This window comes from Archangium sp., assembly GCF_036388035.1.
Lineage (GTDB): Bacteria > Myxococcota > Myxococcia > Myxococcales > Myxococcaceae > Archangium.
In genome coordinates, this window is record NZ_DASVSO010000517.1 from 1 (window position 1) to 20,293 (window position 20,293).

Genomic DNA, 20,293 nt, shown 5'->3' on the forward strand with positions numbered 1-20,293 from the left:
CCGCGCTGCTCCGCGACTACATGGGGGGCAGGGACTTGCGGACGCTCTCGCGCGACTCCATGCGAGCGACCCAGGCCTTCACGTGGGGGAAGGCCTCGAGGTCCACGCCCATGGGGGTGCGCAGGAGCAGGGAGGACACGAGGGAGAAGTCCGCGATGGTGAGCTTGCCGCAGACGAACTCCTTGCCGGCGAGCGCCTTCTCCAGCACGCCGAGGTCCCGGCGCACCTTCTCCAGGCCGGCGGCGTACTTCGCCTCGTCCTTGGCGCGGCCCATGAACTTCGCGTAGATGGTCTCGCCCATCACCTCATTGGTGGAGTTGGAGAAGGTGGTGGCGTGCCACTGGAGCCACTGCTGCACCAGGGCCATGTCGCGCGCGTCGGTGGGCAGCAGCCCGCTCTCGGGCTTCTTGGCGGCCAGGTAGCAGAGGATGGCGTTGGACTCCCAGAGGATGAAGCCGTCGTCCTCGAGGGTGGGCACCTTGCCATTGGGGTTCTTGGCGAGGAACTCGGGCGCCTTGTGCTCGCCCTTCGACATGTCGACGGTGACGAGGGTGACGGGCAGGCCGAGCTCGTGGATGAGGGCGCGGACCTTGAAGGCGGCGCTGGAGAAGGGGTGCTCGTAGAGCTTCATGGTGGGGGTTCCTCGGTCGGGGGTACGGCGAAAGGTGCGCGCACCATACGCCGGAGCGGGCGGCTCCCCTAGCGGACAGTCACCCCTCCCCAGGCCGCCCCGGCGGCAGGCAGGCCGGCGGGCGGGAGCGCGGAAGAGAGAACAGGAGCGGGCTCGCAGGGCAGCCGGGCGGACACTGTTCCGCCCGCGCCCTCGATGTCTCGGATGGATTCGGCTCCAGGCCCGGTATTCTGTGCCCGCTCATGTCCGCCAAGCCCACCCTTCGCCAGGTCCTGTCCAATCCGCGCACGTGGCCCCTGCTCGCGCTCGGCTTCTCCTCGGGTCTGCCCCTGCTGCTGGTGGGCGGCACGCTCAGCATCTGGATGAAGAACGAGGGGCTCAACATCAAGACCATCACCGCCTTCGGTCTGGTCTCCGCGCCCTACTCCTTCAAGTTCGTCTGGGCCCCGCTGCTGGACCGCTACGCCCTGCCCTTCCTCGGCCGGCGCCGCGGCTGGATGCTCTTCTCGCAGGTGCTGCTGCTCGCCTCCATCGCGGCCCTGAGCTTCATCAACCCCAAGGAGTCCATGCTCCTGATGGCGGGAGTCGCCACGCTGGTGGCCTTCCTCTCCGCCAGCCAGGACGTCGTCGCCGACGCCCTGCGCACCGACCTCTACACCGACGAGACCGAGCGCGGCCTGGCCTACGCCGTCTTCGTCACGGGCTACCGGATCGGCATCCTCGCGGCCAGCCCCCTCGCCCTCACCCTCTCGGACCTCATCGGCTGGCAGCGCACCTACTGGGTGATGGCGGCCCTGATGGGCGTGGGCATGGTGGCCACCTTCCTCCTGCGTGAGCCCGAGGCCCGCGCCCCGCGCACGCTCGCCGAAGCGGTGATCAACCCCTTCGTCGACTACTTCAAGCGCAACGGCGCCATCGCCGTGCTCGTCTTCCTCTTCCTCTACAAGCTGGGCGAGGCCTTCGTCGGCCCCGGCATCGTCGGCCCCTTCTTCGTCGAGCTGGGCTTCACCAACACGGAGATCGGGTGGATCAGCAAGGTGCCCAACCTCATCGCCTCCATCGTCGGCTCCCTGCTCGGCGCCGTGCTGATGGTGAAGCTGGGGGTGCGCCGCAGCCTCTACATCTTCGGCGTGCTGCAGGCCGTCACCAACCTGCTCTACCTGGGGCTGGCGCTCATCGGGAAGAACTACATCGCGCTCGCCTCGGCCATCATCGTGGACAACCTGTGCGGCGGCATGGCCACCACCGCCGCTGGCGCCTTCATGATGTCGCTGTGCAACCGGCGCTTCAGCGCCACCCAGTTCGCCCTGCTCTCCTCGCTGGCGAACCTGGGCGGCCGCATCCTCGCCCCCTTCGCGGGCATCGCCATCGAGCGGCTCGGCTGGCCCATGTACTTCTGCTTCACCGTGGCCATCTCCTTCCCCTCGCTCGTGCTGCTCGCCTTCCTGCGCCCGACGGCCGGAATCGTCCCGCCCGAGGAGCCCGCGTCATCCCCCACGCCCGCCGTGGCGAGCTGACGAGGCGGGGGGGCCGGCCCCTCGCCCGCCCTCCGCGCGGGCCTCGGGTGCGCATTGCCGCCCGATATCGACGGCATGACCGTTGATAATCGGAGGCATTCCATCATGGCGAAGCAGGACCGACGTCCCCCCCCACAGCCCGCCGAGGACATGTTCGGCCGCCCCACGGACGTGCGGCACGACGAGCCCGAGCCCGACAACCAGCCCACGCGCGAGCAGCAGGGCGCCCATCAGCGTCCCGAGCGCGACCCGGACGACGAGAACCGGCGGCACGCCCGGGCCGAAGCCGACGAGGAGATCGCCTGCGGCGGCGTCGGCGAGATTCCCGATGGGGACGGCATCCGCAGCGAACGGGGGACCAATCCCCTCCCCGACTGCTACTGGTCGTACTACCAGGGCAAGAAGCCCGACGAGGGCTGAGCCCTAGCGGCAGGCGGGGTCCAACAGCTCGGGCCGGTACTCGAAGTGCATGGTGTCGTAGTGGTACCAGCGCCCGCCCCAGATGAAGCCCTCGGCCTCGAAGGCATCGACGATGACCTGGGGAATCCGGTTCGCCCAGCGTACCGGCTCCTTGGGCTTCGCCCACTCCCAGTAGTGCGAGCGCTTCACGTTCACGTCGATGGACACTCCATAGGAGTGCGCGCTCTGACGGTTCGTGTTGGCGATCTTCCGCCACACGAAGGTGCCGCCGAGGTCCTTCAGGTACGGCCGCAGGGACGGGTCCTGCTTCACCGCCGCGTCGAGCCGCTTCGCCACGCGCTCGAAGGCCGGCGCCGCCTTGCGGTGCACCTTCAGCTTCTGCCCCAGGAAGGAGATGTCCACCACGTCCACCTGGGCCTCGGTGGCGCCATAGGTGGCGAGGAAGAGCGGATCGAGGCGGATGCGCCCCGGGTCCTCGTTCTCGCGCGTCACCGGGGTGATGGGCCCCGGGGTGTACGGAATGGAGAAGGTGTCCTCCACGTCCGGGGAGGCCAGCTTCTCCTCGAAGGACTTCGGCTTCCCGTCGTCCCACGGCAACGTCTCGCCGTTCGGGAGCTTCGCCCTCCACGCACCGTCCACCTTCACCGGCTCCACCGGGTACCACGTGGCCAGGCACGCCAGGGCGCGCGGCGGCGCCTCCGGAGCGGGCGGAGCGGCCGCGGGGGCCTCGGCTCCAGCGCTGCCTCCGAGCGCGAGCGCGAGCGCGAAAACCGGGTGGGTCAGGCGATGGCGCATTTGTCTCATCCGCTTTCCAACGGGGTGGGTCACCGGGTCTCCAGTTCCTCGAAAATCACTCCATCCAGGTCCAGGCGGCGCACCGCCTCCACCAGCCGCTCGCTGGCGATGATGTTCGTCCATCCCTGCAGCAGACGGAAGACATCGACGTTCGCCGGCAGCGAGGCGGCGTCGAGGATCATCCGCTCCGGGCGCTGGAGGAGATCATCTCCGCAGGTGGAGCAGGGCGGCTTGAGGTCGGGAGGCAGGCAGTCGGAATGATACTGGCCGTGCAACTCGAGCTGCATCTCGAGGAACTGCGGATGGTTCTTCTGCCGGAAGCGCACGTTGATGGGGCAGCCCTGGAGGCCCCGGATTCCCTCCTCGCGGAGTCGCTCCAATACCTCGCGACGCATGAAGAGCGTCCAGGGGTTCTGCATGTAGAGCTGGCCGAAGTAGCCCGTTGCCGATCCTTCCACTGGGCCAAACTTCGTCCCTGGCTCCAGCGGGGTCCCCTCGGGGGCCAACGGACGCACCAGCTCTCGCAGCCGATCGAACTCCGCGAGCGATACGGGCCACGCCTCATAAAGCTTCTCGCGCTCCGGGAGACCAGAGACGTCCACACAGGGGTAGTGAAGCCCCACGACTCCACCCGATGCGCCGCAGGCAGGGCACTTCTCCTTGACTCCCGGCAGTCCCCATTTGTGTCCGGCGTTCAGGTAGCCCGTGTAACGCGGCTCCAGGTTCCTCTCCATCAGATAGAACTTCACGTGTCTTCTTCCTCCGTTCTGCTCAGCCCTCAAGGAACGAGAAGTTGGGGACCCTCCGGAACGAGCGTGTGACCGTAGGGGGCAATAGGACCCACGATGTCGAAGCGGAAGGCCAGCTCGAAGGCTTTGCCGAGCATCTCCTCCTGAGGCACCTTGCGGCGATGGTTGGCAATCATGAACCGCCGCCATGCTTCGTTCCACGCACCACCACGCCCCGCGCCGCGGTGAATGCGCAGGTGCGCATGCTCTGGGATGACCATCGTCCATGCGTGGATGTCGATACCATTGTCCCTGAAGAAATCCCTGAACTCCTGGGCTTGGGGAAACAGGTGGTGCTTGATCAGCTTGCCTTGGAGCCTGGGGAAGGCCGGGAGGAAGCCGTCGCGATAGCGGAAGTGGAACGTCAGCCTCGGGCGAACACCATCTCGAAGCCCCGCGCGCCTCCAGTTACGCTGGAAGCCGGGGCTGCGGAAGGCAGGGCGATGCCGCGCCAGCTCCGCACCGTATGCCAGGGGCGCTCGCGCCATCGCCTCCGGGTCCACGGCCTCACAGTCGAAGACGCCGCACTCCCCTTCATCGCAGACGAGCACGACACATGGGTCGGCGTCCGGCTCCTCGCATGCGGCGGTGGACGCGGTGTCCTCCCCTGCTTGCGTGGGGAGCGAAGGGGTGGCGCACGCGAACAGCAACAGCAGGAGAGTCGCCAGTGGGCTGTTCGGGCGAAGTCTCATTCAACTATCCTGTCATGCATGCGCATCCTCGTCCTGGCCACCACCCTCGCCCTCTCCGGCTCGGCCCTCGCGCAGGAGCCCCCGGCGGAGTACGTGCCCGCCCCCGCGAAGGAGATTCCGGGGTACTCGGAGACGAAGCTGCCGTGCAAATTCGAGCGAGGCATCAAGGACTCGCGAGGCTGGGTCTCCCCCGCCGAGGATGAGGATCCGGACGCGGCGGACTTCGTGGAGTGCGACTCGCCCCACCGCGGCCTGGGCGAGCTGCCCCTGCGGGAGCTGTCCATCCTGCGCAACACCATCTACGCCCGTTACGGCTGGGCGGGCTTCCGCAAGCCCTGGCTGCGCGAGCACTTCCTGGCGCAGCCCTGGTACAAGCCGGACCCGAAGTTCTCGTTGAAGCGGCTCTCGAAGGTGGACCACGAGAACGCCGAGCTCCTCGCCAAGGTGGAGCTGAGCCTGCGCTACGTGGACCTGGAGAAGCGGCGGGACAAGGTTCTCGCCCGTGTCGGCAAGTGGTGGGGCGACCTTCCCTTCTACGAGGGGAAGCGGGGCAAGCAGGTCCACGCGTGCGACCTGGAGGGCTACACGGGGCCGACCGAGCGGAGGGTCGGAGAGGTCGGCAGCGACGACACGCACATGGAGACGCTCTCCTGGGTGACGTACTTCCGGCGGGCGGTCGGGGAGTCCAAGGACTGCCTCTACCATGGTGACGAGCGCGCCGAGGTGAAGAAGCACCAGCACAACGAGCCCGTCGCGCCCGACCTGCGCCGGCTCAGCCCCGAGGATCGCATCGAGCTGGGGCTCATCAGCCGCGCCATGGGCGACTTCGCCGTGGATGAGGGCCAGCGCGAGCAGATCTCCAACTCGCTGGACGAGGTGCTGAAGGTGAAGGACCTGCGCCTGCTGTCGCTGCGCGACCTGCGCTTCCTGCGCAACACCATCTACGCGCGGCGTGGGCGGCCCTTCAAATCCGAGCTGCTCCAGCAGCACTTCGCGCACATGCCCTGGTACCAGGCGGACAAGGCCTACTCGGATGCGCGGCTGACGAAGACGGACAAGCGCAACATCGACCTGATTCGCGCCGTGGAGAAGGAGTTCGGCGGGGCGCTCGGGGACAAGGACTTCCACGTCGGCAATCCCTCGAGCGCCACGGACATCCCCTATCACGAACCACAATATTGATAGGACCTGAGCCGCCCCGGGTGGGTGGCAATGAAACAGCCAGGCAGGTAACGTGGCACGCATGCGCGCCCTCGTGCTGACCACCCTCGTCCTCTCGGCTCCCGCCCTCGCGGCGCAGCCCTCGGCGGAGTACGTCCCCGCTCCCGCGAAGGACGTTCCGAGCTATTCCGAGACCGTCTTTCCCTGCGAGGCCGTCAGCGGGTGGAAGACGGGCAGCGGCTCCTTCATCTCCGAGAAGGAGTACGACGAGGGCAAGCTCAACTTCGACCCGAGCATGGTGGAAGCCAGCACGTACGTGCAGTGCTCGGGGGCGCCCCACCTCGAAACCCTGTCGCTGCGGGAGCTGTCGCTGCTGCGCAACACCATCTTCGCCCGCTACGGCTGGGCGGGCTTCCGCAAACCCTGGCTGCGGGAGCACTTCCAGCGGCAGCCCTGGTACAAGCCAGACCCGGAGTTCTCCCTCCGGCGGCTGTCGTGGGTCGACGAGAAGAACGTGAGGCTCATCGTCCAGGCCGAAATGAGCCTGCGCTACTCCGACCTGGAGCGGATGCGGAACAAGCTCCTCGCCAAGGTGACGAAGCGCGACGCCCAGGGCTCCGGCACGCCCGACCTCGACGCGCTCAGCCCCGAGGATCGCATCGAGCTGGGGCTCATCAGCCGGGCCATGGGCGAGTTCGCCGTGGATGAGGGACAGCGCACGCAGGCGGCCAACTCGCTGGACGAGGTGCTGAAGGTGAAGGACCTGCGCCAGCTGTCGTTGCGCGACCTGCGCCTGCTGCGCAACACCATCTACGCGCGGCGCGGGCGGCCCTTCAAATCCCCGCTGCTCCAGGAGCACTTCCAGCACATGCCCTGGTACAAGGCGGACAAGGGCTACTCGGATGCGCGGCTGACGGCGACGGACAAGCGCAACATCGCGCTCATCACGCAGGTGGAGAAGGAGTTCGGCGGCGCGCTCAAGGACCAGGACTTCCGGGTCGCCAACCCCTCGCAGGCCGGGGACGTCAATCCACCCGAGCCCATGATGGTGGCCTGATAAGGCCCCCGCCGCCCCGTGTGGGCGACAACGGAAGACAGACATCCCCGAGCGCCGCGACGGACTCCCGTCAGCGGATGAGGACCCGTCCGTCCTGGAGGCGCACCTCGCTGCCGAGGTCCTCGGACAGGCTCTGGAGGAGCTGCGCCACGCCCGGGTCCTCCGCGCGCCGGGGAGGCTCGCGCAGCCCGGCCCGCAGCGGCACCGCATCCACGTCCACCGCGGCGCCATCCTCGTCGATGCGGAAGCGCAGCACGTAGGCGTCGCGCTCGTCCGTGCAGCCGCAGGCGAAGGCCAGGTTGCCCAGCGAGTACGCGATGACGCCGCGCCCGTGCCGCTCAATGCCTTGTGGCGTGTGCGGGCCGTGTCCCAGCACCGCCGTGGCGCCCGCGTCGATGAGCCTGCCCGCCAGCCGCCGCTGGTCCTCCGAGGGCAGCAGCGCCCCCGTGCTGCCCCAGTGCAGCGAGACGAGCACCGGGCCCGCCTCGCGCGCCTCGCGCACCCGGGCCTCCAGTGCGGCCTCGTCCTCGGGGGACCAGAGCACGGGCAGCTCGCGCGCGAGGAGGTGGACCTTCCGGCCCTGGCGCTCCAGCACCGCCGCGGTGGAGGGAGTGGCCGCCTGAATCCCCTGCGCGCGCAGGCGGGACACCGTCTCCGCGAGCCCCCGCGCTCCCTGGTCCAGCGCGTGGTTGTTGGCCAGGGAGACGACGTCCACCCGGCCCTCGAGCCACTTCGCGGCCACGGGGGGCGCGTTGAAGCGCAGCGGGCCCGTGGGCCTGCCCCGGGCCGAGACTCCGGACTCGCGGCCCGACTTCGTGACGGGGCCCTCGAGGTTCACGAAGCGCACGTCGCCCTGAAGCAGCCGGGACAGCGGCGCCACGTGCGCCTCGGTGGAGAGCGTGCCCAGGTGCAGATCGCCCGCGGCGGAGACCGTCACGGGCGAGGCGCCCAGGCACACCAGCAGGAGCCCGATCATGGCCCGAGCCTACTTCGCTCCCGTCCCCGCGGGCTGCGAGGCCTTGCTCCAGGCCGTGCAAGCGGCTCGCGCGGGCTCCAGCCCTGGCTCCGAGCGCCCCGTCAGCTTCGGGCACACGTCGTATTCACTCCAGAGCGAGACGCCCCCGGTGAGCCCCTCGCGGTGGATGGCCTCCACCTCGTCGGCGCCCACCATCAGCGTCTCCGTCAGGCCGTCCGCGTCCAAATCCGCCTCCACCAGCGAGGCCGGCTTGCCCTTGCGCACCAGCGGCCGGGAGTGGCGGCGCACCGCCTGCGCACCGGACACCTCGTAGACCTCCAGCGTGCCCGGCGCCGAGGCGCCCGCGTCGGTGGCCCGCAGCACCCACACGTCCGGGCCCAGCGTGCGGGCCACGCCATAGTGGGCGGCGCTCCCCGGGACGAGCGGCAGGCGAACCAGCCGCCCGTGCTCCGAGCGCACCACCCACGGCTGCCCCGCCCCCGCGAGCCGGCACAGCTGCGTCACCGAGTCCCCGGATCCGCCCAGCGGCAGCACCGTGCAGCCGAAGTCGCCCGACACGCGCGTGCAGGCCTCCTCCTCCGGCTCCTCCGCCGCGGGGGCCTCCGCCGTCTCCTCGGGCGCGGGCGTCACCCCGTCGCGAGACGACCACTCCTTCAGCGCCGCCGTCGTGAGGGCCAGGTTCTTGCGCGCCAGGCCCTGGCTGAAGCGCTGCTCCAGCGCCGCGCCGCCCATCGCCTTCTGGGCCTCCTCCAGCAAGGGCCGCAGCGCCGTCGGCACCTCGGCCTCCTCCTGGTGGGCCTTCAACGTCTTCGCGTCCCCGCGCCAGCTCGCCACCAGCCGCTTGCGCAGGCCCTCCAGCTCCCGCTCCTCCTGGGCCCGAGCGCTCTCCGCCTCGCGCAGCCGCGCCTTCAGCCGCTCCACCTCGGTGGCCTGGTCCTGCCCCCGAGCCTCCTCCTCGCGCAGCGCCGCCTGCGCGGCCTCCACCCGCTGGCGCGCGGCCACCAGGCCCGCGTCCTCGCCACACCCCACGAGCACGAGTCCCACCACGCACAGCTCCAACAGGCGCTTCATGGCGTCACCTCCCCGGCTCCCGGACCCTGCGTCCCCGCGTCGACTCCGGCGGCGGGCGGCGGCTGCTTGCGGCAGGCTTCCAGGAACGAGGCCGGGAAGCGCTTGGACTGGGACTCCACGGCCTCGCACACCGCGTCGGTGAGCACCGACACCGGCGCCTCCCCCTTCACGGTGGAGAAGCCGTAGGCATACACCTTGCCGTCACTCAGCCCGACGAGCGCGGGCTCCTTCCTCCCGGGCAGCGGCGCCAGCGACACCTTGCCGTCCTGGCGCAGCACCTCGTCGAACCGGGCGACTTCCTCGAAGCCGCTCAGCTTGTCCGCGTCCGGCGGCTCCTCGCCCGTCCACAGCGCCACCAGTCCCGGGCTCTCCAGCAACAGGGTGGACGCGGAGGACTCGAGCGCCGTGCCGTTGGCCGCCAGCATCTGCGTCTCCACCGTCACCACGAAGACGCCCGGGGCCGGCGTGGCCTCCAGGCGCGCCACCTGCTTCGCGCTCGCGGGCGGGGGCGGTAGGGGATTGCCGTCCGCGTCCTCGGTGGGCGCCGGCTCGGGCTGGGACGGCTCGCACTCGGCCACGCACTGCCGGTAGCTCAGCTCCTCCGCGGCCTCCTCGGCGCGCTGCCGGGCTTCCTCGGCCGCGGCCTCGGCGGCCTCGGCGGCCCGGCGGGCCGCGCGCACCTCGGAGGACTCCTCGGGCGCGTCCGAGTCGTCATGGTCGTCCATGTCGTCATGGTCGTAGTGGTCGCGCTCCGAGCACGCACACGGGTCCTCGTAGCGGTTGAACTTCACGTCGCACTGGTGGACGCAGGCGTTCTGCTCCGTGGTGGCCGCGCACTCGGCGAGTCCCGTCGAGTTGCGCGGGTGGTACAGGTCCGCCGAGGGCGCGGGCCAGTCGCTCGCGTACAGGCGCCCCTCGTGGACGAAGGCGGCGCGCACCACGGCGACTTCCGTGGGCAGCTCCTCGACGGCATAGGGCGACTCCTCCCCCGAGGCGGGCGCCAGGTGCTCGAAGGTGGCGCGGCAGAAGACGGCGGAGGGCAGCGCTGCGTCCTCGCGCGCCACGGCGTCACACGCCCAGTCGGGCCATTGGGACAGCTGCCGGGGGATGTCCACGCAGGCATCCTCGTAGGCCGGGGCCTCGCACGGGCCACAGGCCTCCTCGGGCTCCTCCGGCTCCGCGTCGTCCTCCTGCGTCTGCGTGGCGGGGGCGGGGACGCAGGGCCGCTCGCCGTCCAGCAGCGCGGTGACCAGCGCGTCGATGGCCTTGCCATCTTTCTGGCGCGCGGCCTCCTCGAGCTGGAAGCCGGAGCGGGCGGCGCTCATCTCCGTGTCGAGCGAGAGGCCACTGCCCTCGCGCTCGGCGAGGAACGAGGCGGCGGCGAGGGTGCGGAAGTACGCGGTGCGGGCCGCGTCCGTCTGGGCCATCGTCTCGGCGAGCTGCTTGCCGAGGAGCCCCTTCTCGCGCTCGAGCCCCTCGCGGAAGGCACGCGACTCGGCCAGCTTCTTCTCGGCCGCCGCGGCCTCCTGCTCCTTCTTCTCCCGTTCCGCCGAGCTGCACGCGGCGAGCGCGACCAGCGCCACCGCGAGGCTCGTGATTCGCAAGCGACTCATGTGCAGGGTCAACCCCCCTCTTCCGGGAGCATGGCGCACCGGGGGCCTCGCTGTCAGCGGGGAGCTGGCGGCGAGCGGAGGCGGGGGCCGGTTGACATCGGCGCGGGGCGGACCAAGCTCGCGAGCCCATGAGAATCCATCATCTGAACGGCTGCACGTTCTGCCCACCGGCCAGCAAGCTGCTGCTGGGGAGCGAGGGCGCGCGAATGGTGTGCCACTGCCTGCTCATCGAGACGGAGGCGGGGCTGGTGCTGGTGGACACGGCGCTGGGGCTGGAAGACATCCATGCCGAGTCCCACCGGAGCGTGCGGCGCCAGATGGGGCCGCTGCGACCGAGGTTGGCGGAAGAGGAGACGATGGCGCGGCAGGTGGAGCGGCTGGGCTACCGGCGCGAGGACGTGCGGCACATCGTGCTGACGCACCTGGACGCGGATCACGCGGGGGGCCTGCCGGACTTCCCTCGGGCGAAGGTGCACGTGTACGCGAAGGAGCACGCGGCGGCGGTGGTGGAGCGGGGGCTGAGGGAGCGGGTGCGCTTCCAGGAGTGCCAGTGGGCGCACGGCCCGGACTGGAAGCTGTACGAGGTGACGCAGGGCGAGCGCTGGTTCGGCTTCGAGTGCGTGCGCCAGTTGGAGGGCCTGCCGCCGGAGCTGCTGCTGGTGCCGCTGGTGGGGCACACGAAGGGGCACTGCGCGGTGGCGGTGGATCGGGGAGACGGGTGGCTGCTGCACGCGGGAGATGCCTACTTCCACCGAGGGGAGATGGAAGCGAAACCGCACTGCCCGGCGGGGCTGCGCTTCTTCCAGACGCTCATCGAGGAGAAGCGGAGGGAGCGGCTGCACAACCAGGAGCGGCTGCGCGAGCTGGCCCAGGCGCAGGCGGGCAAGGTGCAGGTGTTCTGCGCCCACGACGAGGAGGAGTGGAGGCGGCTGGCGGGGCACGAGGCCCCGGCGGGCGCGGCGACTACTTCTTCTTCGGGGGAGTCGCGAGCCGCTCGAGGGTAGAGGCGAAGCTCTTGCGGTTGGGGTTGAGCGGCGCGTCCATCTGGCGCTGCTCGCGCACGGTGGGGGTGGGGGACTCCGGGGGGCCTTCGAGGGCCTCCTTGTCGAAGCGATCCTGGCCGCCGCCGACGCGGCGCAGGGGCTGCGTGCCATAGACGCGACGGTACGGGTCTCTCCCAGCCATGGGTCACCTCCGGGGTTAGGTGGGACAGAGCATAGGCCGGAGTGGCCCATGCTTGCACGCGGGGCCCCGGGGCCGAGCGTCAGGTGCCGAAGTGGACCACCTTCGCGGCCCAGGCCCGCAGCTCATCGTCCTTGAGCAGCGGATCGAAACGACCGGCTCGGAGCAGTTCCACCAGGGGCGCGTCTCTCGCCAGGAGCTCGGGCACGCGCCACGGAAACGAGAGGGCGGACGAGCCATCCGCTTCGTAATCCGGGTGAGACACCAGGGCTTCGAGGTAGTGCGAAAAGACATCGAAGAAGCGGTCCACGTTCGAGGCCACGGGGAGCGCGTAGGTGTCGTCGTAGGCGTCGACGAAGACAACGGGTTGGGACCCCTTCGCATCCGCCAGTCCTGGAACCGTGGCGAGATACCAGGCCAGTCCCGAGTAGCCCCCAAAGACGAAGAGCGGCAGCGCGAAATACTGCTGCCAGGTTTCACGCCACTGTTGATTGTCGTCCTCCAATTCGTTCACGCCGTCATCGACGCGGAAGAGCCCCATCCCCACGGACTTCCTGGCGAACATCGCCCGGCCAAAGCGGGAGTAGAAGGCCGCGAGCATCGGGTCCAAGGGGTACCCACCCACCCTGCTCCCCACCGCGGGAGGAGTGTGCCCCGGAGGCTCGGTAAGCACCTCGAGTTCCAACTGCCGGCATACGGACAGCAATCGATCGAGCCCGGGCAAGGCCAGCTCTGTCATCGCAAGACCTCCTACTCGAGACCAGGAAGGAGCCGCTTCAGCTCCTTCAGAGCGGCAGACTCCGCGGCGGCAAGCAACTCCGCCTCATTGTTCGGCACGTCAATACGATTGTACCAGTGCCCCGCGAAGTGCCTGTCGATGATTCGGGTCACGTCATCCACCTCCTGGGCCGTCAACCGCTGGCCGCTGTTCCGGACCCGCGTCCAGAGACTGTTGATTCGCATGTGGACCATGTCGCGAACCAGGACCAGATTGTCCGCGGCATTGATGTCTTCGACCGGGAAGAGATGGGCATGTTCCAGGGGCCGTCGATGGTGGACGGGAAACCGCCGGGCGTCCGCGTCGAGGAGGGCTTCGAACTCAGGGTGCAGCTTCTTGAAGTAATCCCGTGCCACATCCCGAATGGGATTCTTTTCCTCTTTGCCCAATGGCTGCTGAACGAGTTGCTCGATGCGCTCCATGAGCCCGCGCAGCCTGGTACGTTCACCTGGGGTGAGGGCCTTTTCGCCCTCGAGTTGGACCTTGCGCCACAGCTGCTCGAAGTCATTCCTGTCCCTCGACGGCAGCCGCTTCAATGTGGTGCGCAACCAGCCAGCCGCTGCTTCCGGGCCGCGCCTCAGCGCCTTGCTCACCAGCGCCAGCCCCTGGGTGGCGAAGAAGCCGGCGCCGCGCGCGAGGATGCCGCCCACGTACCAGAGGGCCAGCTCCTCGACGCTCTTCTGTGCCAGCCACGCCGTGCCCTCCTGCACGCCCTCGCGCCAGCGCACCAGGGAGGCCTCGTGCATGGCCCGGTACCAGCTCAGCTCGGGAGTGGTGACCTCCGGGTGCTCCACCCGGGCTGACTCCACCCGGCCGCGCGCCTCCGCCTCGCCCGGACGGTGCTCGGCCCACAGCACCAGACGTACCGTGCGCGAGCCAAGACCCTCGGTGAAGGGCAGCAGCACGCGCATCACGCCCTCCGTCACCTCGGACGACAGCGGCCGGGGTGCACCGCCTTGTCCCTCCCGCGTGCGCTGGAACGCGAGCAGCTCCCACCCGGCGAGCCGCCCGTCCTCCAGGTGTACGGCGAATTCCACCCGTGCGGCGCTCCGGTTTCCAACTGGACCGTGCGCAGCCACTCCTTGCTCGCCGAATGCAGGGAGAGAAAGGTGTCGGCTGAAGTGCCCTGGGCCCGCACGGGGAGCGTCTTCGCCTCGGGCGGGCGGGACGCCGTGCTGGAGGACTCGGTGCCCACCCCCCATCGCGCTTCCTCGCGCCTCAACGTCAGCACCGTCTCTCCGGTGCGCGGGCCCACGTACTCGGAGAAGACCAGGCGCAGCACCCGGGCCAGCTCCTCCTTATCGATTGGCCGCCCCACGCGCCCGCTCCCCTGCTGCTCCTCGCGGTAGTCCAGTAGCGTCAACGCGCCCTGCTGCCCCCAGAAGGTGAAGGCGAGCTTCACCCCTACCTCCTCCACCTCACCGGCCAGGCCCAGCACGGCGGACACCGCCCGCGCGAGTTCCGCCTCTCGTGCGGCTTCGGCCACCTCGGTCCCGCGCCCCTCTTCCTGCGAGGCTCGTACCCATTCCTGGACCCGTGCCGCCTCCAGCCGGCGCGCTCGCTCGCGCGTGTCCTGCTCGCCAGCCGCGGCCCCTACCGACCCGTTCGTTGTCGGGACTGACACCTCGGGTGAGGGTCCTCGCCCCTGCTCCGAGCCCGTGGAGCTCCGCGGGACAGCAGGCCCATGGCGCACGATCAGCCGCAGGCTCCCGCGAGGTGAATGCGTGCCGCACCCCACCAGCAGCAGGGCGGTCATCATCAGCACGCCAAGGCCCGGGAGAGGCCACCGGACGCGAGCACCAGCAGGCTGCGAGGGGATGACGCACCTGCCGGGAACGCGTGGCGTGGACGGCGGACTCGTCCATCCTGCCCCCGCCCACCCGCGGGTGTCCGCCGCACGTCTCCGCGTCGTGTCCACTTCCGTTCGCTCTCGGGACAGCCTTGGAGTCACGGTTCCAGCACAGGCTCGGCCCCAGGGCAGGCGGGCGTCCACTTGCGCTTGGAGCATTTACGGGCGATCACCCCGCCATCGGGTACCCTGCGCTCCAGTCCCCCGCCCCCATGTCCTCCTCGTCGACAGCACCGCTCGCTCCCGAGTCGGCCCTGCTCCGCGTCGCGCCTCCTCCCGAGGAGTCGCCCCTGCGTCGCGCCGAGCTGCGCCTCAAGGAGCTCCTCGCCGAGCTCGAGGCCCTCGACACGGAGATCGACTCGCTCGGCCTGGAGCTGGAGCGCTTCTCCCGCGCCTACGAGGACGCCCTCTCCCCCTCCTTCGAGGAGGTGGGCCGCTTCGAGCGGCTCCTGCGCCGGCTGCGTCACCTCCAGGACGCCGCCTCCGCCCTCATCCGCCTCCTGGAACGCCCTGAGCCCCCTCCCGGGTCCGCTCCCGCCTCCCCCGAGCAGCCCGCGCGCACCGCTCCCCCCTCGACCTCCGCCGCCCAGGCCCGCGCCTCGGCGTCCGACGTCTCCGACGACGAGGACACGGACGCGGACGCCTTCGAGGACGAGGCCCTCCCCGAGGACGAGGAGTCCACCGAGCAGGAGCTCCTCGCCGAGCGCGAGGACGAGGCGGTGGCCCTCAAGCGGCTGCACCGTCGGCTCGCGCGGCTGCTGCACCCGGACCTCGCGCAGTCGGACGAGGAGCGCACGCGGCTGGACGCCCTCATGGCCCGCGTCAACGTGGCCTACGAGGCCGGAGACCGCACCACGCTGGAGCTCATCGCCGCCAAGGTGGGCGCGGGCGACACCGTGGACGCGCTCACCGAAGACGAGCGCCTGGCGCACCTCGAGCGCCGCATCCGCACCCTGTCCACCGCCGCCCACTCCCTGCGCCAGCAGCGCGAGAGCCTGCGCGCCACCGCCACCGCCCGCCTCTACGAGGAGTCGCGCCGCCGCGCCGCCGCGGGCCGCGACTACCTCGCCGAGACGCGCGCGGAGATGGACGAGGAGCTGCACGGCCTCGGCCAGGATGCCCGCGCCCGGATGCGCCAGCTCGAGCGCGCCGCACGCACACTCACGTCCCTGAGGAACAAGCGCATGTCCACGCTCGCCGAGAACGGCAAGGGAAAGAAGCTCCGCGCCTTCGACCCCGTGCTGGAGAGTCCCCTGGTGCGCCAGGGCGTGCTCCGCCTCGAGCGCCAGCGCGCCACGCCCGCCGCGCGCGAGCTGGCCCGCCGCCTCGAGGACTCCGTCTCCCAGGAGCCCTGGCAGGTGGCCCTCACCCTCATGGCCTTCTTCGCCGAGGCCGCTGGCCGCCCGCCTCCGGGGCTCGACTCCAGCGAGGCCTGGGCCGAGCGCTACGAGCTGCTGCGCGAGCTCGGCCTGCAGGACGCGCCCGGCTACGACCAGGCCCTCACGCGGCTGCCGCGCCACCTGGAGCTCGGCATGCGCGTGATGAAGAAGGAGGTCCGCTTCGGCCTCCAGCTGCGCGAGGCCGAGCTGCTCGCCGCGGTGCCCCTGGCGCTCCAGCGCGCGGACGTGGCCGAGCTGGGCCGCTCCGTGCTCGCCGTCATCGGCCCGCAGGAGCAGTGCAAGCGCTGTGGCGAGGAGGTGCTCCTCCAGCACCTGCTGCGCACCCGCGGCCTCGACGAGCTCAACGGCATGCTCTGCCCGCTGTGTGCCCACGTGCAGAAGAGCTACTGGCTCTACAGCCGCTCCGAGGGCCAGGAGGCGCTGCTGCCTCACGCACTGAGACTCGGCACGGTGGTGGAGCAGGTGGTGCGGCTGGCGGGCAAGAGCGTGGGCTTCCAGTTCCTCCCCGAGGAGCGCGAGGCTCTCACCGCGGCCGCGCTGCGCCAGCGCTTCGCGGACCTGTACCTCCAGCCCTATGGCGTGGAGGTGGAGCCGGCGCACGTGCGGCTCGTGCAGGGCGGCCACGTCCTCGCCCCCGAGGCGCTGGTGGGCAAGGGCACCGTCAAGCTCGAGTTGGAGGCCGACGCCGGCCCCCCCGAGAAGGAAGTCCTCGAGTTGCTGCGCTCGCGCATCGAGCGGCGCTTCCGGCCCGACTCCGCGAAGTGAAAAGTCAACGCACGCTGTAGGGTCGACTACTCGAAAAGCTCCTGCACGGACTGCACGGACACGGCCTTGCGGAGCCAGCGCTTGAGCTGCTCGGGCTCCGTGCAGGCGGCAATGCGCTGGCGGGCCTGCTCGTCCACCTGAAGGCCCCGGGCTTCGAGTACTTCCACCAGGGCGTTCATCTCTCCCTGCTGGAGGCCCTGCTGGAGGCCCTGCTGGAGGCCCTCCTCACGCCCCTGGGCGAGGTACCGTCGGGCGAACTCGCTCTGGTACTCGTAGGTGCCACTGCGCATCAGTGCCTCCAGGGCCGTGCGTGCCACGTCGTTCAGCGAGTACATCACCAGGTCAAAATAGAAGCGCGCCCGCTCGTCATCAATCCCCACCAGCCCGGGCAGCACCGCCTCGGCGATGGCCGCACCCTTCTCCCCCTGCCCGTGCGCCATGGCGGACAGTACCGCCAACTCCACCGCCTCTCGCGCCTGCTCGGCCCGGGTAATCACCGGGATGCTGTCCGGCCCCGCCACGTACGGCCTCAGCACGAAGCCCCGATGGCCCGTCTCCATCGGCTGCCCACACCAGCGCGCTACCCCCGCCTCCGGCGCCACCACCAGCAGCGCCGTGGGACACCTCAACCTCGCCCTCATGTGGGTGAGGTACACCGGCCACGAATACCGCTTCTCCTCGTCGGGCGAGAGTTGCACCTCCACCACGATGGCCAGGCGAGGCCTGTCCTCCCAGAGCAGCACCACCAGGTCCGCCCGGTACTCGGTGGGCACCACCTGGGTCAGCTCCGCGGACTCCGCTCGGGCCTCCGCGTAGGCCGGCAACTCGACCCCCAGCGCGTCGCGCAACAACTCGGCCGCCAGGGCCGGACGGTTGCGGAACAACTCCAGGAAGGCCTCGTGCCGCAGGGAGGGCATGCGGCTGGGGAGATGACTCCAGAAGTCACCTGGGTGTCAACCCCCGGTCTGACTCCAAAAGTAATCCCAGGGGACACCTCGCGCGGACCGCGCATCCCGCGCGAGGTGTGAGCCACGGGGGCCTCAGCCCTGCTGACGGCCCTCGATGGCGCACAGGAGGACCGCCGCCGCGATGCCCAGGCGCCGGTCCAGCTTGCCGCCCCGGTCCAGGGAGAAGTCCAGGTCGATCTTCGGGATGAAGGGGTTGAAGCGCTGGCGGAAGGTGAAGACGGGCGTGCCGCCCACCGTGCCCTGGAAGGTCTGCGGCACGAGGTTGGACAGCAGGCGGCGCACCAGCGCGAGCATCAGGCTGTCCTCCTGGATGTTGCCCACCTCCTGGTCGTTGGCGTCCAGGATGACCCACTCGTCGCGCAGGATGGACTTGAGGGCCTTGCGGCGCAGCGCGCCCAGCTTGCGGCCCGTCGCCGTCTCGGTGACATCGTAGGTGGCGCCGAAGTCGAGGATGCTGCGGGCCTTGATGGAGAGGACCTCCTCGTTCATGTCCTCGCTGGTGAAGACGCGCAGGTCCTCCTTCAGCTTGAAGGCCTTCATCTTCGAGTAGAAGATGACGTTGCCCGCGTCGTCATAGATGTGGAAGGCGCCACCGAAGAGCTTGAAGAACTTCTTGCGGAGCAGGTAGCGCGTCTGGCCAAAGCGGCCAGCGGCCAGGTCACTGTTCGGGCGCTGCTGGAGTGCGGTCGACACGGGGGTCCCCCTTTTAGGCTGCTGCGTGGAGGCGCCGGTATAGCGCATCGCGGCACGAAGCCGGAAACGCTTCACTCGGGGTGAAGCGGGGCCACGGCCACCTTGCGCGGTGGCTCCTTCCAGAGCGGTCGCGCCTCGAGCCAGCGGCTTGACCCCTGCCCTTCCCGCGCGCACTCATCGCGCCCATGCCCACCGTCGCCCTGCTCTGCCTCACCCTCCTCGCCGCCGCGCCCGAGGCCCCCACGCCCCCGGACCCGACGGCCGCCGTGAACGCCGTGCTCGATGACTGGCACAAGGCCGCCGCCCAGGCGGACGAGGCGCGCTACTTCGGCCACTTCACGCCGGACGCCGTCTACCTGGGGACGGATGCCTCGGAGCGGTGGACGCGGGACGAGTTCCGCGCGTGGGCCCGGCCCTACTTCGCCAAGGGCAAGGCCTGGAGCTTCACGGCGGTGTCGCGGCACGTGAGCGTCTCGAAGGACGGCGCGGTGGCGTGGTTCGACGAGGCGCTCGCCACACCCAACATGGGGCCGGCCCGAGGCTCGGGCGTGCTGGTGAAGGACGGAGAGGCGTGGAAGATCGCCCAGTACAACCTCTCGGTGCCCATCCCCAATGACTTGATGAAGGACTTCAAGGCGCGCATCGAGTCCTACGAGAAGAAGCGCGCCTCGAAGAAGGGCAAGTAGCCCGAGACGGAGGGTCGACGCCTAGAAGTCGTCGACAGGGTCCGGGTAGGCCTCCTCCTCGTCCTCCTCCTCCACCGGAGCAGCGGCGCGGCCCCGGCCGCGACCCTGAATCTCCGGCGGCGCCGCCTCCGGACCCACCACGTACCACTGGCGGCCCTGCTGCACGCGCTTGAGCAGCCCCTCCTGCTCCATGGCCACGAGCAGCTTGGCGAACGAGGAGAAGCCGTGGTCGCGCTCGTCGAAGTCCGGCTCCTTGCGGACGATGGTCTCCTTGATGAGCGAGGGGTTGACCGACCCCGTCGCCCGCCCGAGCAGGCTCTGCACCACCTCGAGGGCGATCTCCGGCACCTCGGCCTTGCCCTTGTGCCCGTGCGACTGCTCCTTGGAGGGGCGCTCGCTGGCCGCCTGGCCCTTGCCGTGCTTGCGACCCTTGGAGGGCTCCTCGTGCTCGTGGGCGCGCTTCTCCTTGTCCTTCTCCGCGCGGGTGCGGGGACGCAGGTAGATGAACTCGTCGCAGGCCTTCACGAAGAGGGGGCTGGTGGCCTCCTTCACCGCGAGCCCGATGAGCTGCCGGCCGTTCTCGCGCAGCTTGTACGCCAGGGGGCAGAAGTCGCTGTCGCCCGAGGCGATGGCGAAGGTGTCGATGTGCTCGCGCGCGTAGCACAGCTCCAGCGCGTCGATGACGAGGCGCATGTCCGCGCCGTTCTTCCCCGAGCGCGTGGAGGGCGGCACGTCGATGAGCTCGACGCCGAACTCGTGCAGGTTGCCCTTGGCCTCCTTGAAGCGGGACCAGTCGCAGTAGGCGCGGCGGAACACCACCTTGCCGCGCTCGAGCAGGCGATCCATGGCCGGCTGCAGGTCGAAGTTGCCGGCGGTGAACCCGGTGTTGGTCACCAGGTTCTCGAAATCGAGGAACAGCGCGATGCGGTGTTCTTTCTTCGTGTCCAAAAAGGCCTCAGCGTTGGGGGCCGCCAGGGCGGCAAGAGTGGGGACGCTCGCTCGGAGACTGCCTCTGCTGGCGCCTCACGGGGCGTACCCTACTCCCAACCCGCTCCAACTCCGTGAACTTCCTGGGGCCCTGTGAACAGGCCACCGGGTCCCCCACGGCCCTCACGGTGAGCCAGCATCCCCCGAGGGTCGTGGCTCTTCCGGCACGCCCCCGTCCATTGGCATCCCCCCATCCAGGGCCTGCGGCGGGGGACGCACGGCACGGATGAGCTGGCGAGCGACGGGCTTCCCGTCGAATGAAAA

General features: G+C 70.0%; 21 protein-coding genes. 7 read left to right on the plus strand and 14 right to left on the minus strand.

What is annotated here, in order from left to right; genetic code table 11:
* Positions 1-16: 16 nt before the first annotated feature.
* Positions 17-631, minus strand: coding sequence for a glutathione S-transferase family protein (locus tag VF697_RS20795; protein WP_331097589.1), 615 nt, complete (start codon positions 629-631; stop codon positions 17-19).
* 242 nt (positions 632-873) lie between these two features.
* Here VF697_RS20795 and VF697_RS20800 point away from each other — a divergent pair, with 242 nt between their 5' ends.
* Positions 874-2,148, plus strand: coding sequence for an AmpG family muropeptide MFS transporter (locus VF697_RS20800; RefSeq protein WP_331097591.1), 1,275 nt, complete (start codon positions 874-876; stop codon positions 2,146-2,148).
* A 105-nt stretch (positions 2,149-2,253) separates the two neighbouring features.
* Entirely contained in the window at positions 2,254-2,568 is a 315-nt protein-coding gene (locus VF697_RS20805; RefSeq protein WP_331097593.1) for a hypothetical protein, read from the plus strand.
* Between the two features lie 3 nt (positions 2,569-2,571).
* Here VF697_RS20805 and VF697_RS20810 read toward each other — a convergent pair whose 3' ends face one another.
* From VF697_RS20810 to VF697_RS20820, 3 genes are read right to left on the minus strand one after another with little or no spacing between them, the layout of a single operon-like run.
* A complete protein-coding gene (locus VF697_RS20810; protein WP_331097595.1) occupies positions 2,572-3,363 on the minus strand; it encodes a M15 family metallopeptidase in 792 nt (263 codons plus the stop codon).
* A 29-nt stretch (positions 3,364-3,392) separates the two neighbouring features.
* Positions 3,393-4,112, minus strand: coding sequence for a double-CXXCG motif protein (locus VF697_RS20815; protein ID WP_331097597.1), 720 nt, complete (start codon positions 4,110-4,112; stop codon positions 3,393-3,395).
* A 29-nt stretch (positions 4,113-4,141) separates the two neighbouring features.
* Positions 4,142-4,843, minus strand: a complete 702-nt coding sequence (locus VF697_RS20820; RefSeq protein WP_331097599.1) for a TIGR02269 family lipoprotein — start codon at positions 4,841-4,843, stop codon at positions 4,142-4,144.
* An 18-nt stretch (positions 4,844-4,861) separates the two neighbouring features.
* Between VF697_RS20820 and VF697_RS20825 the strand changes: the two genes are divergently transcribed.
* Both VF697_RS20825 and VF697_RS20830 read left to right on the plus strand, forming a co-directional pair.
* Positions 4,862-6,025, plus strand: coding sequence for a YARHG domain-containing protein (locus VF697_RS20825; protein ID WP_331097600.1), 1,164 nt, complete (start codon positions 4,862-4,864; stop codon positions 6,023-6,025).
* Between the two features lie 61 nt (positions 6,026-6,086).
* Entirely contained in the window at positions 6,087-7,061 is a 975-nt protein-coding gene (locus VF697_RS20830; RefSeq protein WP_331097602.1) for a YARHG domain-containing protein, read from the plus strand.
* Between the two features lie 70 nt (positions 7,062-7,131).
* Here VF697_RS20830 and VF697_RS20835 read toward each other — a convergent pair whose 3' ends face one another.
* Genes VF697_RS20835 through VF697_RS20845 form a run of 3 tightly spaced genes read right to left on the minus strand, consistent with a single transcriptional unit; the run spans position 7,132 to position 10,721 of the window.
* Positions 7,132-8,037, minus strand: coding sequence for a CapA family protein (locus VF697_RS20835; protein ID WP_331097604.1), 906 nt, complete (start codon positions 8,035-8,037; stop codon positions 7,132-7,134).
* Positions 8,038-8,046: 9 nt separating this feature from the next.
* On the minus strand, positions 8,047-9,108 hold the full coding sequence (locus tag VF697_RS20840) for a hypothetical protein (RefSeq protein WP_331097606.1): 1,062 nt from the start codon (positions 9,106-9,108) through the stop codon (positions 8,047-8,049).
* Positions 9,105-10,721, minus strand: a complete 1,617-nt coding sequence (locus VF697_RS20845) for a hypothetical protein (RefSeq protein ID WP_331097608.1) — start codon at positions 10,719-10,721, stop codon at positions 9,105-9,107. The genes VF697_RS20840 and VF697_RS20845 overlap by 4 nt, the downstream gene beginning before the upstream one ends.
* Before the next feature lie 128 nt (positions 10,722-10,849).
* Between VF697_RS20845 and VF697_RS20850 the strand changes: the two genes are divergently transcribed.
* A complete protein-coding gene (locus VF697_RS20850; RefSeq protein ID WP_331097610.1) occupies positions 10,850-11,725 on the plus strand; it encodes an MBL fold metallo-hydrolase in 876 nt (291 codons plus the stop codon).
* Here the strand turns inward: VF697_RS20850 and VF697_RS20855 are convergent.
* The 4 genes from VF697_RS20855 to VF697_RS20870 form a co-directional block, all read right to left on the minus strand.
* On the minus strand, positions 11,685-11,906 hold the full coding sequence (locus tag VF697_RS20855; protein WP_331097612.1) for a hypothetical protein: 222 nt from the start codon (positions 11,904-11,906) through the stop codon (positions 11,685-11,687). The two genes, VF697_RS20850 and VF697_RS20855, sit on opposite strands and share 41 nt — an antisense overlap.
* 79 nt (positions 11,907-11,985) lie before the next feature.
* Positions 11,986-12,642 (minus strand): hypothetical protein, encoded by a 657-nt coding sequence (locus VF697_RS20860; protein WP_331097614.1) that lies wholly within the window; start codon positions 12,640-12,642, stop codon positions 11,986-11,988.
* A gap of 11 nt (positions 12,643-12,653) precedes the next feature.
* Positions 12,654-13,592: a hypothetical protein gene (locus tag VF697_RS20865; RefSeq protein WP_331097616.1), complete on the minus strand. Its 939-nt coding sequence runs from the start codon at positions 13,590-13,592 to the stop codon at positions 12,654-12,656.
* A gap of 11 nt (positions 13,593-13,603) precedes the next feature.
* The gene (locus tag VF697_RS20870) at positions 13,604-14,167 is read right to left on the minus strand and encodes a hypothetical protein (RefSeq protein WP_331097618.1); all 564 of its coding nucleotides are present in this window, start codon (positions 14,165-14,167) and stop codon (positions 13,604-13,606) included.
* 575 nt (positions 14,168-14,742) lie between these two features.
* On the opposite strand from VF697_RS20870, the gene VF697_RS20875 reads away from it, so the two are divergent.
* The gene (locus VF697_RS20875) at positions 14,743-16,695 is read left to right on the plus strand and encodes a molecular chaperone DnaJ (protein WP_331097620.1); all 1,953 of its coding nucleotides are present in this window, start codon (positions 14,743-14,745) and stop codon (positions 16,693-16,695) included.
* A gap of 26 nt (positions 16,696-16,721) precedes the next feature.
* On the opposite strand, the gene VF697_RS20880 is transcribed toward VF697_RS20875, so the two are convergent.
* Both VF697_RS20880 and VF697_RS20885 read right to left on the minus strand, forming a co-directional pair.
* Positions 16,722-17,612 carry a hypothetical protein gene (locus VF697_RS20880; RefSeq protein WP_331097622.1) on the minus strand — a complete coding sequence of 297 codons (891 nt, stop codon included), beginning with the start codon at positions 17,610-17,612 and terminating at the stop codon, positions 16,722-16,724.
* A 123-nt stretch (positions 17,613-17,735) separates the two neighbouring features.
* Entirely contained in the window at positions 17,736-18,356 is a 621-nt protein-coding gene (locus VF697_RS20885) for a hypothetical protein (RefSeq protein WP_331097625.1), read from the minus strand.
* A gap of 185 nt (positions 18,357-18,541) precedes the next feature.
* On the opposite strand from VF697_RS20885, the gene VF697_RS20890 reads away from it, so the two are divergent.
* Positions 18,542-19,042 (plus strand): nuclear transport factor 2 family protein, encoded by a 501-nt coding sequence (locus tag VF697_RS20890; protein WP_331097627.1) that lies wholly within the window; start codon positions 18,542-18,544, stop codon positions 19,040-19,042.
* 21 nt (positions 19,043-19,063) lie between these two features.
* Here the strand turns inward: VF697_RS20890 and VF697_RS20895 are convergent, their stop codons facing one another.
* Positions 19,064-19,990 (minus strand): NYN domain-containing protein, encoded by a 927-nt coding sequence (locus VF697_RS20895; RefSeq protein WP_331097629.1) that lies wholly within the window; start codon positions 19,988-19,990, stop codon positions 19,064-19,066.
* Positions 19,991-20,293: the final 303 nt, after the last annotated feature.